Here is a 16,469-nt window from a genome sequence, read left to right on the forward strand (position 1 = left end):
CAAGATCGCAGAAAGGGTTGAGTGAGATTTTGTATGTACAGCCTTGAAGACCTGCTCCACCTGATGAACCGTCTGCGCGATCCGCAATACGGTTGCCCGTGGGACATCAAGCAAACCTACGCGACCATCGTCCCGCACACCCTCGAAGAAGCCTACGAAGTGGCCGACGCCATCGAGCGTGGCGACTTCGATCATCTACAGGGCGAACTCGGCGATCTGTTGTTCCAGGTGGTGTATTACAGCCAGTTGGCCAAGGAAGAAGGGCGCTTCGAATTCGCCGGGGTGATCGACAGCATTACCCGCAAGCTGATCCGTCGTCACCCGCACGTGTTTCCCACCGGTGATCTGTACGCGCCGCTGGATGTGCCGCGATTGAGCGAAGAACAGGTCAAGCAGCGCTGGGAAGAGATTAAAGCTGAAGAGCGCGCCGAGAAATCAACTGCGCCCGAGCAACTGTCATTGCTCGACGATGTGCCGGCAACGCTGCCGGCCTTGTCGCGCTCCGCCAAGTTGCAGAAACGCGCAGGGCAAGTCGGTTTCGACTGGCCGGACGCCTTGCCAGTGCTCGACAAAGTGCGCGAAGAGCTCGATGAAGTCCTCGAAGCCATGTCCGAAAACGATCCCGTAGCCGTGGCCGACGAGATCGGTGACCTGCTGTTTTCCGTGGTCAATCTGGCCCGGCATCTGAAGGTCGACCCGGAAACCGCGCTGCGTGGCGCCAACGGCAAGTTCGAAAGACGTTTCCGATTTATCGAACAGGCATTGCGCGACACCCACCGTCCCATAGAAGATTGCACCCTCGAAGAGTTGGACGCCCTGTGGGGTGAAGCCAAACGTCAGGAAAAGAATGTGCCCGGCTGCGGCTGAGCAACTGCCCAAGTGAGTAAGTCCCATGAGTATTTCCCTTCGCGACCAGTTGCTCAAAGCAGGCCTGGTCAACCAAAAGCAGGCCAAGCAGGTCAGCAAGGACAAGCAGAAGCAGCAACGTCTGGCCCACAAAGGCCAGATCGAACTGGATGACTCGCAGCAACGTGCAGCTCAGGAAGCCATGGCCGAAAAGGTCAAACGCGACCAGGAGCTGAACCGTCAGCAGAAAGAGAAAGCCGAAGCCAAGGCGCGTGCGGCGCAGGTCAAGCAGTTGATCGAAGTCTCGCGTCTGCCGAAGCTGACCACCGAGGACTACTACAACTTCGTCGACGACAAGAAGGTCAAGCGCATCTCGGTCAACACGCTGATGCGCAACAAGCTCAGCAGCGGTTCGCTGGCGATCGTCCACCATGCCGGCGGCTACGAAGTGATCCCGCGTGAAGCGGCCCTGAAGATCCAGGAGCGCGACCCGCAGCGCATCGTCCAGCTCAACGTGCAGACCGAAGAGGTCAGCACCGAGGACGATCCGTACGCGGCGTATCAGATCCCAGATGATCTGATGTGGTAAATCGATAAAGCTGCAACAACGACAAACCCCGCTCATGGCGGGGTTTGTCGTTTTCAATGCTGTGGTGAATCAGGCGGATTTCAGATCCCGCTGCTGTTCTTGCACTTCGAGTTCGGCCTTGTAGTTGTGGGCATCGATCTCGTTGTGGAACATGCCGACCAGCAAGTCTTGTTGATGCACATCCCAGATGCGGATACCGGCGGCTACGCCTTCGTGGGACATGTGTGAATCGTCGCGTTCAGTTACTTTTACAGTCATCTGCTAGCTCCAAATCTCAAGTTATCTGCAGCAAGGCGTGTGCAGGACTCTTTTATAGAATTTGTTAGCCTGCTAAGTAAACGGCTGATTTGTGCAAGGTGTTGTTGCGTTTTTTGCAACAGTGCTACAGCCCGCGTAATCCGCGACATTCGGTCGCAGGGCGGTAAGTTTCATGACAGAAGTTTCATCTCCAGAACACTCTGGATCCCTGCCTTTGATCGTTCCCACGCTCTGCGTGGGAACGATCAACAACACCGACCGGTAGTGTCCCGGCTAATTTCTGCAGGCGAAAAAAAACGCCCCGAACCAGTCGGGGCGTTTTCATGTGTGGCTCAAGCGGGGGGAATTACTTGCCTTCCCAGCGCTTCAGTACCAGCGTGGCGTTGGTGCCGCCGAAGCCGAAGCTGTTGCTCATCACGGTGTTGATGGTGGCGTTCTCGCGGGTCTTGGTCAGCACCGGCAGATCGGCCACTTCCGGGTCCAGCTCGTCGATGTTGGCGGAACCGGCAATGAAGTTGCCTTCCATCATCAGCATGCAGTAGATCGCTTCGTGAACGCCGGCGGCGCCCAGGGAGTGACCGGACAGGCTCTTGGTCGAGCTGATCGCAGGTGCCTTGTCGCCGAACACTTCGCGCACACCTTTCATTTCCGCAACGTCGCCGACCGGAGTCGAAGTGCCGTGGGTGTTCAGGTAGTCGATCGGCGTATCAACGGTGGACATCGCCATCTGCATGCAGCGGATCGCGCCTTCGCCACTCGGGGCAACCATGTCGTAGCCGTCGGAGGTCGCGCCGTAGCCAACGATTTCCGCGTAGATTTTCGCGCCACGGGCCAGAGCGTGTTCCAGCTCTTCAACCACGACCATGCCGCCACCGCCAGCGATGACGAAACCGTCACGGTCAGCGTCGTAGGCACGGGAAGCCTGTTCCGGGGTGTCGTTACGCTTGCTGGACAGCGCGCCCATCGCATCGAACAGGAACGACTGGCTCCAGTGTTCTTCTTCACCACCACCGGCGAAAACGATGTCCTGTTTGCCCATCTGGATCTGTTCCATGGCGGTACCGATGCAGTGAGCACTGGTGGCGCAGGCAGAAGCGATGGAGTAGTTCAGGCCCTTGATCTTGAATGGCGTGGCCAGGCAAGCGGAAACGGTGCTGCTCATGGTCCGCGTTACGCGGTATGGGCCAACGCGCTTCACGCCTTTCTCGCGCAGGATGTCCAGCGCTTCCATCTGGTTCAGCGTGGAAGCACCACCGGAACCGGCGACCAGGCCAGTACGCGGGTTGGACACTTGCTCTTCGGTCAGGCCGGAGTCAGCAATGGCGTCTTTCATGGCCAGGTAGGCGTAAGCCGCTGCGTGGCCGACGAAGCGATAGATCTTGCGATCGATCAGCTCTTCAAGGTTGAGGTCGATGGAGCCGGAAACCTGGCTACGCAGACCCATTTCGGCATATTCCGGGTTGAACCGGATGCCAGGGCGGCTTGCACGCAGGTTAGCGGAGACGGTCTCTTTGTCATTGCCCAGGCACGAAACAATGCCCAGACCAGTGATAACGACGCGGCGCATGCGAATAACCCTTAGAAGTTGTCAGTGGAGGTGAACACGCCGACGCGAAGGCCTTCGGCGGTGTAGATTTCGCGACCGTCGACAGTCACCGAACCATCGGCAATGGCCAGGTTCAGCTTGCCCTTGAGGACGCGTTTGATATGAATGTTGTAGGTGACTTTCTTGGCGGTCGGCAGCACCTGACCGAAGAATTTCACTTCGCCCGAACCCAGCGCACGGCCGCGGCCCGGCAGGCCTTGCCAGCCCAGGAAGAAACCGACCAGTTGCCACATGGCATCCAGACCGAGGCAGCCCGGCATCACCGGATCACCTTCGAAGTGGCACGCGAAGAACCACAGGTCAGGGTTGATATCCAGTTCGGCGACCAATTCACCTTTGCCGTACTTGCCACCTTCTTCGCTGATCAGGGTGATGCGATCGACCATCAGCATGTTCGGGGCGGGCAGTTGCGCGTTACCTGGGCCGAACAGCTCACCGCGACTGCAGCGCAGCAGATCTTCCCGAGTAAAGGCGTTTTGTTTGGTCATGCGAGCTCCTCAATAATCCCATGCGGCAGGTGGGGCAAATCTTCCCGACCGTTCGAAGCGTTCATGCCTCGAACCGGCAGCCTACTCATAGACTATTGCGTTGTGGTGAAAGTCACAGCACCAAGGACATGAATGTACACTTGTGCACTGAAATTTTTATTCAAGCCCCTTTTGAGGCTCGTTCGGGTGCCTAAGACTGCCGCACTTTCGCTTTTCACGCCAGTCGCAGATGGTCGAAAGGCCCACACTACGACACCCAGCGCTGCAGAATCTGCTGCAGATCATTACGTTTGAACGGCTTCGCCAGATAATCGTTCATACCCGCCGACAGACAGGTTTCGCGGTCACCCTGCAACGCGTTGGCGGTCAGCGCGATGATCGGCACGTCGCTGCGTCCGGGCAGGCAACGGATCTGCCGGGTGGCTTCATAGCCATCGATAATCGGCAACCGGCAATCCATCAGAATCACTTCAAAGTCGCTGCCCTCGGCACTGCGTACCGCTTGTGCGCCATCGGTGGCGACACTGACAGTAAAGCCCAGACTGCGCAGCATCGCTTCGATAACTGTCTGGTTCACTGGATTGTCTTCGACCAGCAAGACATTGCGCCCTTCGCCTTGGCCCTGGCCATTCAGCGCCCGTGGTGCGGCCAATGGCGGCAGCGTCTGCTTATAGAGGGCCAGTGGAATTTCCAGGGTGAATACCGAACCACGTCCTTCCTCGCTCTGCGCGCGCAAGGTGCCGCCCATGCGCTCGGCCAATGTACGAGCAATCGGCAGACCGAGACCGGTGCCGCCGTAGCGCCGTGAAATCGAACTGTCGGCCTGCTGGAAGGCGTTGAACATCAGCTCCAGACTTTCAGAAGAAATACCGATGCCGCTGTCGCGCACCGAGCAGGTGAACCACAGCAGTTCGTGATCCAGCGACTGCCACTGCGCCTCGATGCTGACCCGGCCCTGTTCGGTGAACTTCAGCGCGTTGCCGACCAGATTGACCAGAATCTGCCGGATCCGCGTCGGATCGCCTTGCACCTGCAAGCCGCGCATGTCGTCCGGGATGCGCAGATTCAGCGCCAGCCCTCGCTGCACCGCGCTGTGCTGGAACGACTGCGCGCAGGCGCCGATCAGCTCGGCGAGGTTGAACGGGATGTGCTCCAGTTCCAGCTCCGAACGTTCGATGCGCGAGAAGTCGAGAATATCGTTGATGACTTTCAGCAGGTGTTCGGTGGACTCCGAGGCGAGGGCGGCGTATTCGACCTGTTCCTCGGTCATCTCGGTGGTTTCCAGCAATTGCAGCATGCCCAGCACGCCGTTCATGGGCGTGCGCAGTTCATGGCTCATCATCGCCAGAAAGTCGGACTTGGCGTTGTTGGCCTTTTCCGCCTCTTCGCGGGTCTGGATCAGTTGCGCCATGGCTTGGTGCTGCTCGCGGCTGGCCTGTTCCAGCGCCTGGGCGAGGTTGTTGATGTGCTGCGACAGCGCGCCCAGTTCGGTGTCATCGACGATCGGCAGCGGGGTTTTATAGTCGCCGTCCTGAATGGCTTTGACCGCGTCGCCGATATCGCGAATCGGTTGCGACAGGCTGCCGGCCAGGCGCCGCGCCAGAACGAAGGTGAAGAGCAGGGCGAACAGCGCGAGAATCCCGGCCTTGAGCAGGATCTCCTGTTGGCGCTGGCTGAAGGCATCATTGGACAGACCGACGATCACCCGCCCCAGATAGTCTTCACTGGCCCCACCATTGCTGACTTTGCCGTCCTGAAAGAAATCATTGTGCAGGGCGATGCGTTGCAAGCGTACCGGTGCCTGGAACACCTCGACCTGATGTGGCCGGCTGTGCGCAGCGGCGGGTTGTTCGACGTACACCAGAATCCGGTTGGCGCTGTCCTGCACCTCAAGAAAACGCACGTTGGGCGTGGCCAGTGTGGCTTTGAGCAGGCTTTCCAGCACTTCGTTGTTGCCGGAAATCACCCCGTATTCGGTGGCGGGCGCCAGTTGGTTGGCGATCAATTGGCCGGTGTGGTTCAGCTCCTGACGCAAATCCTGAATGCGCACGAAGGTAAAGAAGCTGATCAACAGCAAGGTCAGCAACAGCGCCGGACCCAGGCTGATCAGCTGGGTGCGGGTGTTGATGTCCCAACGGCGACGGAAACTCATGGGCGGCGTTCTCCTTCAGCCAGTGCGCTGGCAACAGATGCGTCGTTCAGCGGTTCGATACCGAGTGAACGAGCGACCTGCGCATTACTTGAGACTTTAAAACGTGCGGGGTAGAGCGTCCGCGGCCAATTGGCCGGCGGTTGATCGAGCAATTGATCGAGGATTGCCAGCCAGTCGTTCTGGTCGCTGTAACTGCTGGCCAGGCTGCCAGCGCGGACGAACGCAACGTTGGGGCCGACCAGTGCGACTTGCCGTGAGTAGCTGCTGAGCAGCAGGTTTTTTGCGGTTTTCGGGTTATACAGATCGGGGTCGTCGAGCCCCAGCAGCACGTCGCTGTTCTTCAGCACGGTTTGCAGAGGGCGGCTGTCGTGGGTGTTGTCCCAGCGCTCGCTGACGATTTGCAGATTCAGCGGCGCGGCGGCGAGATTCAGTTCCTTGAGGAGGAATTCGCTGTGCTCATCAAACAGCACGCCGATGCGTCGGGCCTGGGGCAGAATGCGCCGGATCAACTGCAACTGGCGGCTCAGCGGCGGATCACTCCAGAGCAAACTCAGATGTGCCGGTTGCGTGCTGCCGAGACGCTGGCGGGCTTGCAGGCGGCTGATACGCAGCACCAGCGTTGCCGGGCCCTGGGATTCTTGCAGACGCCAGTCGAGGCTCGGCAGATCGAGCAGAATCAGCCGTAGACTCGCGGGCAGTTTGCCCGGTGCCGGCAGACTGGCCAGCGGCTGGAAACGCACGTTGTCGGTCGGGCGCAGTTCGCTGAGTGCCTGCACAAACGCTTGCACGCCGGGACTTTCCTCGGCACCGGTCAACAGAATATCGGCGGCCTGCACCGCCACGCCATGCAGCCATGCGGTCAGAAACAGACAGAACCCGGCCAGCCAGTGGCCAAGGGTTGGCAGCTTCCGTGACGGCCCGTAGCGCATCCTAGAACTCCAGCTCGGCGCTGAAATACATCACCCGACGCTCGTCGTAGTTATTGTCGACGAAGGTGGTCGGCTCATGGTCGAGGCGCTGTTGCAGCACGCCGGCCAGTTGCAGCTGCGCTTTGCCCAGCGCAATGCGTTTGGCGATGCGTGTGTCGACCCGTTCGAAACGGTAGCCATTGAGCGCGTTGTCACCGTAATAGAAGAGGGCGCTGTTCCAGCCATGGCCCCAATCACGCAGCCAGCCGGCCGAACCGCTGTTACGCGAGGTGAATTGCTGATCCAGCGGATTACTCGCTTCGGCATCGACGAACGCGTAGGTGAAACGCAAGCGGTCGGCGAGGCTCACGCGCCAGTCGAGCTGGGTTTCCGTGCCACGAAACCGCGAGCTGTTGGCGTTGCTCGCAATGTATTGGTTGTTGCGCAGCGGCTCGCTGATCATCCCGGTGATTTCGTCGTAGAACAGCTTCACGTCGAGGGCCAGACCGAGCTCGGCGAAATAGCCGTTGTAGCCCAGCTCGCGCGAGCGCATGTGTTCCTGGTCGAGGTCGCCCGGACCGCGGGTCTTGACGAAGTAACGTGCCGAAGACTGGCCGTACGCGGAAGGGTGCAGGTTGCTGACCTGATAGCTCCAGTTGACATTGTTCTCGAACATGTCCGGCGAGCGGATCGCCTCCGAGTACACCGCGCGCAGGCCATGGCGCGGGTTGATCAGGTAATTGACGGCAAATCGCGGGGTCAGCGAACTGCCGATCAGTTGCGTGTTTTCAAACATCGCACCGCCCTGCAACAGCCAGTGTTCAGTCGCACGCCATTCCAGTTGGCCGAACGCGCGCCACGTGGTGTCGTCCAGCGTGCCATTGAAGTAGGTCTCGGAGTCGGCGCGGTCGTAACGATAGTTCATGCCGCTGACCAGACGCAGACTGTCGGACAGGCTGAGGGTGTCCTGCAGTTCGAGGTCGTAGCGCGATTCGCGGGCACTCTGGTCGATGTCGCCGCACAGGGTTCGACTGGCGCCGTTGCGCCACTGATCGAGCACCTGATTGGCCAAGGCCATTTCCTGCGGCGTGCCGGGCGCCGCGCCAGGGCCGGTGAACTGCGTGATATTGCGCGCCAGACGTTCGGTGTAATTCGGGTTGAGCTGCCACAGCTGCGTCAGCTCGGGGCTGAATGACACCTCGGCATCACAGGCGCGCCAGGTTTGCTGGCGATCCCAGTGTTGCGCCGAGCCTTGTATATAAAGGCTGTGTTCAGGGTTGATGTCGAGGTTCCAGCGCACCGAACCAGCGTAATCCTTGGCTACCACGTCGGAATTGTTCCCAGCGTCGGTAATCCCGGAGAACACCGGGCGGTAGGTGTACGGCCGCTGGTTTGTCCCGTCCTTGGCGTTGACCTGCCAGTCGAGGCTCTGGTTATCGCTGAGGGTGTGGCTGACCGCGAGACTGAAGCGATTCAAGCGACGGCTGTCGCGGTAATCGGCGCCGCTGCGATCGCTGTCGAAGCCGTCATCTTCCTGACCAGACAACGACAGGCGCAGATCACCGCCATTCCAGCCGGTGCCCTGGCTGGCATAGAAATCATTGATGCCGCGCTGGCCACGGGTGTACTTCAACCGCGTGCCGTGGCTGTCCGCCGGGTGGCGGGTAATGATGTTGACCACCGCCATCAGCGCGTTGGCGCCGTAACTGACGGTGTTCGGGCCGCGAAACACTTCGATGCGCTCGATGTCTTCCATGGCCACCGGAATATCGCTCCAGTCCACCGTGGACAATCCGGCACGATAGACTGAACGGCCGTCGATCAGCACTTGCATGCGCCGCGCTTCGCTGGCGTTGGTGCCGTGGTAATTGACTGCCGCCTGATTGCCGCTGATGTTGCCGACCATCATCCCCGGCACCAGGCGCAGCAGTTCGCTGATGTCGCGGGCACCGCTGGCGTTGATCAGTTCGCTGTCGAGTACGGTCATGCTTCCCGGCACTTCCGCTGGCGTCTGTTTCAGGCGCGTGGCGGTCAGCACCTGCGGCAGTGCTTCGTTGTCCATGAACAGGTCGTCCGCCATTAATACCGGGCTGAACAGTAGCGCCAGTAAGATGGACGAACGCGGGGAAGCAGAGCCAAAAGACACGACACAACCTTGATAGCGAAGAATTGGCGCGCATGTTAACCGAGGGCAGCGACTTTTCCAGTCACGTTGCAGGCATTTTCCTAGGTTTTATTGGTCTTCTTCCTACAAGTGTCGGTAATTGTTGCTGGGGCTGGCCGCGCGTTGGCCGCCCCGTATAATGCCGCCATCGCCACTGGTATGGATTAACGGATTGCATATGACTGAACAGCGCCCGATTGCGGTCCTGGGAGGCGGAAGTTTTGGTACCGCCGTGGCCAATCTACTGGCCGAGAACGGCCATCAAGTCCGGCAGTGGATGCGTGACCCCGAGCAGGCCGAGGCCATCCGGGTCAATCGCGAAAACCCGCGTTACCTCAAAGGCATCAAGATTCTGCCGGGGGTGACCGCCGTCACCGATCTGCAGGAAACCCTCGACGCCTGTGATTTGTGCTTCGTCGCACTGCCGTCCAGCGCATTGCGCACGGTGCTCGCCGCCCACGCCGAGCGGTTGAGCGGCAAGATGCTGGTCAGCCTGACCAAGGGCATCGAAGCCCAGACTTTCAAACTGATGAGCCAGATTCTCGAAGAGATCGCCCCGAATGCGCGCATCGGCGTGTTGTCCGGGCCAAACCTGGCGCGCGAGATCGCCGAGCACGCGCTGACCGCCACCGTGGTCGCCAGCGAAGACGAAGAACTCTGTAAAGCCGTGCAAGCCGCGCTGCACGGTCGCACCTTCCGCGTTTACGCCAGCGCTGACCGTTTCGGTGTCGAACTGGGCGGGGCGTTGAAAAACGTCTACGCGATCATCGCCGGCATGGCGGTGGCGCTGGAAATGGGCGAGAACACCAAGAGCATGCTGATCACTCGCGCGCTGGCCGAGATGACTCGCTTTGCGGTGAATCAGGGCGCCAACCCGATGACCTTCCTCGGTCTGGCCGGTGTTGGCGATCTGATTGTGACCTGCTCGTCGCCGAAGAGTCGCAACTATCAGGTCGGCTTCGCCCTCGGCCAGGGTTTGAGTCTCGAAGAAGCGGTGTCGCGCCTTGGTGAAGTCGCCGAAGGCGTCAACACCCTCAAGGTGCTCAAGGCCAAGTCTCAGGAAGTCGGCGTGTACATGCCGCTGGTCGCCGGGCTGCATGCGATCCTGTTTGAAGGACGCACGCTGGAGCAGGTGATCGGTCTACTGATGCGAGCGGAGCCGAAAACCGACGTCGATTTTATTTCCACCAGTGGTTTCAACTGAGTGAGCCGGGAGTAGCAAGCCATGAACGATCCGAAAACCGAAGCCAAGTACGAATCCATCCTCCTGCGGGTGTTGTGGATGATCGTCTATGTGCTGGTCTGGCAAGTGGCGCAGTTCATCCTCGGCGCGGTGGTGCTGGTGCAACTGATCTATCGTTTGATCTATGGCGCCCCGAGCGCCAGCCTGATGAATTTTGGCGACAGCCTGAGCCAGTTTCTGGCGCAGATCGGCCGCTTCGGCAGCTTCCACAGCGACCAGAAACCCTGGCCGTTCGCCGACTGGCCAACGCCGCGTACTCCGGAAGGTGAAGCGCCGCACGCCGTCGCACCGGCGCCGCATCCGGTCCGGGATGAGGAACCCAAGCTATGAAACTCTGGGTATTGCGTCACGGTGAGGCCGTGCCTTACGGCTCGTGCCCCGACTCCGAACGGGAACTGACCGATGTTGGTCGCAAAGAAGCCTTGAGCAGCGCCGCGCGTTTGATCGGCCAGCCGCTGACGGCGATCTACGCCAGCCCTTATCTGCGTGCGCAGCAAACCGCGCAGATTGTTCGCGAAGCGCTGGGTTTCGAGCCGGAGATTCGCACGGTCGAATGGCTGACGCCGGAGACCGATCCGGACAAGGTCGCCGAGCAATTGGTGGCGGTGAGCAATGTGCTGCTGGTCAGCCATAACCCGCTGGTGGGTAATTTGCTGAGTTATTTGCAGCATGGCGCCGGGTATCCACCGGAGAAGGTCAGCACGGCCGGCCTGGCCGAGCTGGAAAGCCCAGAGTTGCTCATCGGCTCGATGACCCTCAACAGCCTCAAACATCCGTAACGCTGATCCCTTGTGGGAGCGAGCCTGCTCGCGAAAGCGGCGTGTCATTCACCCTTTATGTGTCTGACACACTGCATTCGCGAGCAGGCTCGCTCCCACATTGGTTTCTGCGTAAGCCATGAAATGATTTGTCTGAATTTTCCAACCAAGCACTTGCTTGGTTGACTACGCTTGCTCCAGACCCGAAAAACAGGAGCGAGTCGCATGTCTGCCGCCTTCCGTTTGCCGCTGGACGTATTCTACGAACGTGAAGCCCGGCACCCGCGCCAGCGCTTCCTCGTGCAGCCCATTGGTGGCGGGCAGGTCGAGACGCTGAGCTGGGCCGACGTCGGCCATCAGGCTCGCTGCGCCGCGCACTGGTTGCGCGCCCGCGAGTTACCGCAAGGCAGCCATATCGCCCTGATCTCGAAAAACTGCGCGCACTGGATCATCGCCGACTTGGCGATCTGGATGGCCGGGCACGTTTCCGTTCCGCTGTATCCCAACCTCACCGCCGACTCCGTCGCCCAAGTGCTCAATCACTCGGAAAGCGTTCTGGCTTTCATTGGCAAACTCGACGACTGGCCGAACATGTCCAAAGGCGTGCCGGCGGAGCTGCCGACCATCAGCCTGCCACTGCACCCGCCCGGGGATTTTGATTTCAGTTGGGCCGACCTGCAGCGCAGCTCACCGATTCAGGACGATCCGCGTCCAGCCGCCGAACAACTGGCAACGATCATCTACACCTCCGGCACCACCGGCCTGCCCAAAGGCGTGATGCACAGTTTTGCCAATCTCGGTTTCGCCACCACGCGTGGCACGCAACTGTTCGGACTTAACGAGAACGATCGGCTGCTGTCGTACCTGCCGCTGTGCCATGTCGCCGAGCGTATGTTCGTTGAACTGGCGTCGATCTATACCGGGCAGACCGTGTTCTTCGCCGAGAGCCTGGAAACCTTTATCACTGACTTGCAGCGAGCGCGGCCGACCGCAATGTTCGGCGTGCCGCGCATCTGGACGAAATTCCAGATGGGCGTGTACAGCAAGATCCCGGCGAAACGTCTGGATTTTCTTCTCGGTCTGCCATTCATTGGCAAGCGCGTTGGGCACAAGGTATTGGCAGGCCTGGGGCTGGATGCTTTGCGCGTGGCGTTGTCCGGTGCCGCGCCGGTGCCGCAGACCTTGCTCGCCTGGTATCAGAAACTTGGCCTGGATGTGCTGGAGGTCTACGGCATGACCGAGAGTTGCGGCTACTCGCACATCTGCCTGCCGGGGCAATACAAGCAGGGCTGGATCGGCAAGCCGTGCCCGGATGTCGAAGTACGTATCGATGAGTCGGGCGAGGTGCAGGTGCGCAGTCAGGCGAACATGCTCGGCTATTTCAAGGAACCGCAGAAGACCGCCGAAACCCTCACCGCAGACGGCTTTCTGCGCACCGGCGACAAGGGCGAGCAGGATGCTGACGGGCGCCTGCGCCTGACCGGTCGACTCAAGGAAATCTTCAAGACCAGCAAAGGCAAATACGTCGCCCCGGCGCCGATCGAAAATCGTCTGGCCGTGCATTCCCGCATCGAACAGGTGTGCGTGGTGGGGGACGGTTTGAGTGCGCCACTGGGTTTGTGTGTGCTGTCGAGCGTCAATCAGGAGGAGGGCCGGGCGAGTCTGCATTCGAGCCTGGAAAAACTCCTGGAGGAGGTCAACGCCGTGCTCGACAAGCATGAACGCCTGCGCCGGTTGGTGGTGGTCAAGGACAGTTGGGCGGTGGAAAACGGCTTCCTCACGCCGACGCTGAAGATCAAGCGCAACGTCATCGAAGACACCTATGGCGCGCGTTTCGAAGAATGGAGCGAGCGCAGCGAGGCGGTGCTGTGGCAGGATTGAGCGACCACTACAACAACAAAGGAAGTCTGCGATGAGCTTGTGGCGAACCACTCCGAACATCGAGCAGTTGAACGCAATCCAGAAGAACACCATCGGCGAAGTGCTGGACATCCGCTTCGAAGCGTTCGACGAGGAATCGCTGACCGCGAGCATGGTCATCGACCATCGCACCCACCAGCCGTACGGTTTGCTGCACGGCGGTGCGTCGGTGGTGCTGGCGGAAACCGTCGGCTCGATGGCCAGTTACCTGTGCATCGATGCCAGCAAGTTTTATTGCGTAGGGCTTGAGATCAACGCCAACCATCTGCGCGGCTTGCGCAGTGGCCGGGTGACGGCGGTGGCCAAGCCGATTCATATTGGTCGCACCACTCATGTGTGGGATATCCGTTTGACCAGCGATGAAGGCAAGGCCAGTTGTGTATCGCGGCTGACCATGGCGGTTGTGCCGCTGGGTGAGCAGCCGCCGGCACGTTGATGGCGATGGCTGCTCTCAACCGCGCTAACGCGCTCAGAAATTCAGTTGTGACCGGGAGTATTTTCGTTGTCCCGGCCCCGTTTCACTGACGAAATGCAAAACTTCAGTGGCGGCGGGGTCAAAATCTGCATTGCTCGAAATCGGCGGACTTTCTCGACGGATGTCGGCGCCGACTTGATTCCTCTCAAGGTCCCAGGAGGTTCGGCCCAGTTCTGCGCTTAAACCGGGCGTTGCAATTGTGACAAACGTCGAGCGTATATCGCCGACGGCACTGACGACTGCCCGGTTCACCGCTGTTCGAGTGTGTACGTCCAGGGCGTCGTATCCGGGAATTTGTGCAACCGCCAGGTTGGCGATTTGCCCTAGAGACATGAAGAAGTGGCGGGTGCTGAAGCCTATCAAGGCGTTGTCGGGGTTGAAGGTTGGATCGCTGTTGCTCGAAGGCCTGGCCGGCGTGCCGCGCATCCCTCTTACAACAGAGGCGCCGGCAGCGCTGGTGGCCGTCACCGCCGAGACAGAAAGAATCGACTGCAGAGCGTTTCCAGTCACATCCGTGCCTAACAGCACTGAACCTGCGAAACCGGTGGCGCCTGCTGCCAACCCTGCTGCCCCGACACTGGCCGCTCCCGTGGCCAGGTCGACACGGCCGATGGAGGGATTGCTTTGGCCGACATTGGCGAGGTACTGGGCCGACATCTCACGAAACACCGTACCGAATGCGCCGCCAATCTGATTGGCAGCCGCAGTATTGCCTCTTGGATCGAGTATGCCGAGCAAGGAAGGCGCGGCACCCAACGCCGCACCCAATGCGGCGCCACCGATTTTTGCCGCCAGCGGCCCCCAGCTTCCCGGGTCGTCGATGGACATTGAACTTTGCGCCCAGTTGGACCCGGCGTAGCCACTGATGCCGCCCGAAATGGCGCCGGCCACCGCACCGCCAATCGTCACCGCCGTGTTCGCCGCCGGCAAGAAGCCCACGAAAGCCGCCTGGACAGCCGAGCCAACGGCTGCGCTGAAAAACTCTCGAGCGGCTGTCGCGCCCGCTGCCCTGGCGGTATCTACCCCCGCCAGTCCCTGTCTGTCGACGAACCTGACAGGATTGCCGCGTACCATCAAAAACAGGTTCAGACCATCGGCGATGCCGGCCGGGTCGGGACTGATCCAGCGCATCAACCAAGGTGCGTAAAAGCGCTGCCCATAGTAATAAAGTCCTGTGGCATCGCGCTCCTGGCCTGCGTAGCGACGGGTCTTGTAGCTCGCTTGAACCTGATCGGGGCCCGCCCACCAGGAAGTACCACCGTAGGGGAAATAGTGTTCTTCGCTGACGGTGTCTCCCTGATGGTCCAACACCAGCATGCTCGAGCCCAGATGATTGCTGAAGCTGTAGTGGTATTGATTGGCTGCCACACCTTTGCCGGGCCAATGCAGAACCTCAACCGCACAGCGTCCCGCCTGCACTGAAATGACCTGCCGGGCTTCGTCGGGCGACTCGCGTATTTCCAGCTCTGGCAAGTAGCGCGTTTCATGCCGTTGCGCGATGCCCTCCATGTATACGAGACGAACCTTGCGCTTGCGCTGGCCGGCACCGTTGTACACGTAGCGTTCGCAGTCATTCGCAGCCTGTTGGCGTATGACTTGATCAACCTGACTCAATCGCCTGCCAGCGTTCCACTGCAATAGCTGCCCGGGCTGCAGAGTTTTGCGGTTGCCATTGGCATCAAATGCGGCGGCGATTTCAGGCTCGTCGGGTAGCGTTCCATCGTCGGATTGTTCAAGTCCCCGATTGCTGTACCGCGAGATCGCCGTACGCTGCGTCCAGCTCTGGCTGACCGCGTTGTGCACCAGCATCGTGAGATTGCCGGCAGCATCGTACGTGTACGTCTCACAGTAGTTTTCCAGTTGCGCGGAGTCTGGCGGGGAGGTGAAAACGGGGGCTGCGGGGCCATTCGACGTGTTGCTTCGTTGCCAGCCAGTGGCTGAAATCAATTGGTACAGGCTGTCGTAAGTAAAGGTACTGAGCGGTTCGATCTTCTGGTTGCGAAAGAAGCGCGTGCGTTGTGCCATGTCGTGGATGCTGAGGATATTGCCCACCGGATCATAGCGATAAACCAGTTTTTGCAGCGTGGGCCTGCCGGAAGTCTCGGCACTGATTTGCTCGAGTCGACCATTTTGCGGATCGTAACGGTGCTGGCTGACCACGCCATTGGCGGCCACCTGGCGCACGATTTGATTGTCGGGGTTGTACTGGATGTCGAGCAGTAATACCCGCTCTTGCGTATCTCCCGCGATTTTCAGACTGATCTGTTTCAGTTGTCCGGCAATGTTCAGTTGCAGTCGCTTTTGGTTGCCCATTGCGTCTTGCAGGCTGACCACCTCCCCCAATGCGTTGAGACTGAAATAGGTTGCTGCGCCCTGACCGCTTTCATGTAACAGATCCCTCTGTGCCTCGGTTTCCGGCCAGTCAGGTTCATCGAGTTGGTCAAGGAAATGTTGAACACACGCGATCGGGACACCGCTCAGGGCGTAGAGCGGAAAGAATTCAGTACCGGCACTGTCGTCATGGCGGACAACTCGCCCACACTGGTTGCGCCCTGCAGTCGCTGGCGTACTGTCACCGTAAGTGAAAAATGTGCTGTTTCTGGCATTCCCCCCACAGGTCTGTTCGATGGCACTGACCGGACGCAGCATCAAGTCGTAGCGGGTCTGCGTTTGGGTCAGCAGGCCGTCCCAGTCGATCAGGCGTTGACCGGCTGCCCCTGGCAAGGTCAGTTGACTAGTCCCGTCAACACATTCGCTGCCAAGGAGCGCTCCAGTGAGGCTGGAACGCAGTTTCATGTTCGGTGCAGCATTTGGCTCGCGCGCTTGCAGGGCGTGCAAGCGGGGATCGCAGACATCAGTCAGACGACCGACAGCGTCGTAGCGCTGGCGGTAGATTCGCGCTTCGACCACCGCAGCGTGTGTGTCACGGCAATAGGACACCGTAGCAATGTTCAGCCTGCGTGGATCCGTCACAGAAACGGTCGGCGTGTAAGCGTGCATGAATGTCACATTCCGTAGCCAGTGAACCGGACTCAGTTATTCGGCAACGGGGCCGGACGGTC

Annotated in this window: 14 protein-coding genes; 7 read left to right on the forward strand and 7 right to left on the reverse strand. The window is 59.9% G+C overall.

Annotated features, from left to right (window positions below; genetic code table 11):
• Nucleotides 1-33 precede the first annotated feature (33 nt).
• Both mazG and ACOYXJ_RS17095 read left to right on the forward strand, forming a co-directional pair.
• Entirely contained in the window at nt 34-867 is an 834-nt protein-coding gene (gene mazG / locus ACOYXJ_RS17090; RefSeq protein WP_435038483.1) for a nucleoside triphosphate pyrophosphohydrolase, read from the forward strand.
• 25 nt (nt 868-892) lie between these two features.
• Nucleotides 893-1,435, forward strand: coding sequence for a DUF2058 domain-containing protein (locus tag ACOYXJ_RS17095; protein ID WP_016987455.1), 543 nt, complete (start codon nt 893-895; stop codon nt 1,433-1,435).
• Between the two features lie 69 nt (nt 1,436-1,504).
• Here the strand turns inward: ACOYXJ_RS17095 and ACOYXJ_RS17100 are convergent, their stop codons facing one another.
• From ACOYXJ_RS17100 to ACOYXJ_RS17125, 6 genes are all read right to left on the reverse strand, one after another.
• Nucleotides 1,505-1,693, reverse strand: a complete 189-nt coding sequence (locus ACOYXJ_RS17100; RefSeq protein WP_007917473.1) for a hypothetical protein — start codon at nt 1,691-1,693, stop codon at nt 1,505-1,507.
• Nucleotides 1,694-2,039: 346 nt separating this feature from the next.
• On the reverse strand, nt 2,040-3,260 hold the full coding sequence (gene fabB / locus ACOYXJ_RS17105) for a beta-ketoacyl-ACP synthase I (RefSeq protein WP_034155815.1): 1,221 nt from the start codon (nt 3,258-3,260) through the stop codon (nt 2,040-2,042).
• Between the two features lie 11 nt (nt 3,261-3,271).
• Nucleotides 3,272-3,787, reverse strand: a complete 516-nt coding sequence (gene fabA / locus ACOYXJ_RS17110; RefSeq protein ID WP_003227150.1) for a 3-hydroxyacyl-[acyl-carrier-protein] dehydratase FabA — start codon at nt 3,785-3,787, stop codon at nt 3,272-3,274.
• A 247-nt stretch (nt 3,788-4,034) separates the two neighbouring features.
• A complete protein-coding gene (locus ACOYXJ_RS17115; RefSeq protein ID WP_460370616.1) occupies nt 4,035-5,939 on the reverse strand; it encodes an ATP-binding protein in 1,905 nt (634 codons plus the stop codon).
• Nucleotides 5,936-6,868 carry an ABC transporter substrate-binding protein gene (locus ACOYXJ_RS17120; RefSeq protein WP_460370618.1) on the reverse strand — a complete coding sequence of 311 codons (933 nt, stop codon included), beginning with the start codon at nt 6,866-6,868 and terminating at the stop codon, nt 5,936-5,938. The genes ACOYXJ_RS17115 and ACOYXJ_RS17120 overlap by 4 nt, the downstream gene beginning before the upstream one ends.
• Nucleotide 6,869: 1 nt before the next feature.
• The gene (locus tag ACOYXJ_RS17125) at nt 6,870-8,993 is read right to left on the reverse strand and encodes a TonB-dependent receptor plug domain-containing protein (protein ID WP_150795112.1); all 2,124 of its coding nucleotides are present in this window, start codon (nt 8,991-8,993) and stop codon (nt 6,870-6,872) included.
• 196 nt (nt 8,994-9,189) lie between these two features.
• On the opposite strand from ACOYXJ_RS17125, the gene ACOYXJ_RS17130 reads away from it, so the two are divergent.
• From ACOYXJ_RS17130 to ACOYXJ_RS17150, 5 genes are all read left to right on the forward strand, one after another.
• Nucleotides 9,190-10,215 (forward strand): NAD(P)H-dependent glycerol-3-phosphate dehydrogenase, encoded by a 1,026-nt coding sequence (locus tag ACOYXJ_RS17130; protein ID WP_150731337.1) that lies wholly within the window; start codon nt 9,190-9,192, stop codon nt 10,213-10,215.
• A 21-nt stretch (nt 10,216-10,236) separates the two neighbouring features.
• Nucleotides 10,237-10,584, forward strand: coding sequence for a DUF4389 domain-containing protein (locus ACOYXJ_RS17135; protein WP_008087808.1), 348 nt, complete (start codon nt 10,237-10,239; stop codon nt 10,582-10,584).
• A complete protein-coding gene (gene sixA / locus ACOYXJ_RS17140; protein ID WP_150795111.1) occupies nt 10,581-11,033 on the forward strand; it encodes a phosphohistidine phosphatase SixA in 453 nt (150 codons plus the stop codon). Before ACOYXJ_RS17135 ends, sixA begins: the two co-directional genes overlap by 4 nt.
• A gap of 204 nt (nt 11,034-11,237) precedes the next feature.
• Nucleotides 11,238-12,893 (forward strand): AMP-binding protein, encoded by a 1,656-nt coding sequence (locus ACOYXJ_RS17145; protein ID WP_460370621.1) that lies wholly within the window; start codon nt 11,238-11,240, stop codon nt 12,891-12,893.
• A gap of 31 nt (nt 12,894-12,924) precedes the next feature.
• Nucleotides 12,925-13,368, forward strand: coding sequence for a hotdog fold thioesterase (locus ACOYXJ_RS17150; protein WP_042560476.1), 444 nt, complete (start codon nt 12,925-12,927; stop codon nt 13,366-13,368).
• Nucleotides 13,369-13,401: 33 nt separating this feature from the next.
• On the opposite strand, the gene ACOYXJ_RS17155 is transcribed toward ACOYXJ_RS17150, so the two are convergent.
• Nucleotides 13,402-16,407, reverse strand: coding sequence for an RHS repeat domain-containing protein (locus ACOYXJ_RS17155; RefSeq protein WP_460370623.1), 3,006 nt, complete (start codon nt 16,405-16,407; stop codon nt 13,402-13,404).
• Nucleotides 16,408-16,469 lie beyond the last annotated feature (62 nt).

The organism is Pseudomonas sp. Tul2A7 (assembly GCF_054790505.1).

Coding starts and splice junctions, on each gene's coding strand:
- ACOYXJ_RS17150 (WP_042560476.1), top strand. CDS start 12,925: ATGAGCTTGTGGCGAACCACTCCGAACATCGAGCAGTTGAACGCAATC.
- ACOYXJ_RS17115 (WP_460370616.1), bottom strand. CDS start 5,939: ATGAGTTTCCGTCGCCGTTGGGACATCAACACCCGCACCCAGCTGATC.
- fabA (WP_003227150.1), bottom strand. CDS start 3,787: ATGACCAAACAAAACGCCTTTACTCGGGAAGATCTGCTGCGCTGCAGT.
- ACOYXJ_RS17130 (WP_150731337.1), top strand. CDS start 9,190: ATGACTGAACAGCGCCCGATTGCGGTCCTGGGAGGCGGAAGTTTTGGT.
- ACOYXJ_RS17155 (WP_460370623.1), bottom strand. CDS start 16,407: ATGCACGCTTACACGCCGACCGTTTCTGTGACGGATCCACGCAGGCTG.
- ACOYXJ_RS17135 (WP_008087808.1), top strand. CDS start 10,237: ATGAACGATCCGAAAACCGAAGCCAAGTACGAATCCATCCTCCTGCGG.
- ACOYXJ_RS17120 (WP_460370618.1), bottom strand. CDS start 6,868: ATGCGCTACGGGCCGTCACGGAAGCTGCCAACCCTTGGCCACTGGCTG.
- ACOYXJ_RS17100 (WP_007917473.1), bottom strand. CDS start 1,693: ATGACTGTAAAAGTAACTGAACGCGACGATTCACACATGTCCCACGAA.
- ACOYXJ_RS17095 (WP_016987455.1), top strand. CDS start 893: ATGAGTATTTCCCTTCGCGACCAGTTGCTCAAAGCAGGCCTGGTCAAC.
- ACOYXJ_RS17145 (WP_460370621.1), top strand. CDS start 11,238: ATGTCTGCCGCCTTCCGTTTGCCGCTGGACGTATTCTACGAACGTGAA.
- fabB (WP_034155815.1), bottom strand. CDS start 3,260: ATGCGCCGCGTCGTTATCACTGGTCTGGGCATTGTTTCGTGCCTGGGC.
- mazG (WP_435038483.1), top strand. CDS start 34: ATGTACAGCCTTGAAGACCTGCTCCACCTGATGAACCGTCTGCGCGAT.
- sixA (WP_150795111.1), top strand. CDS start 10,581: ATGAAACTCTGGGTATTGCGTCACGGTGAGGCCGTGCCTTACGGCTCG.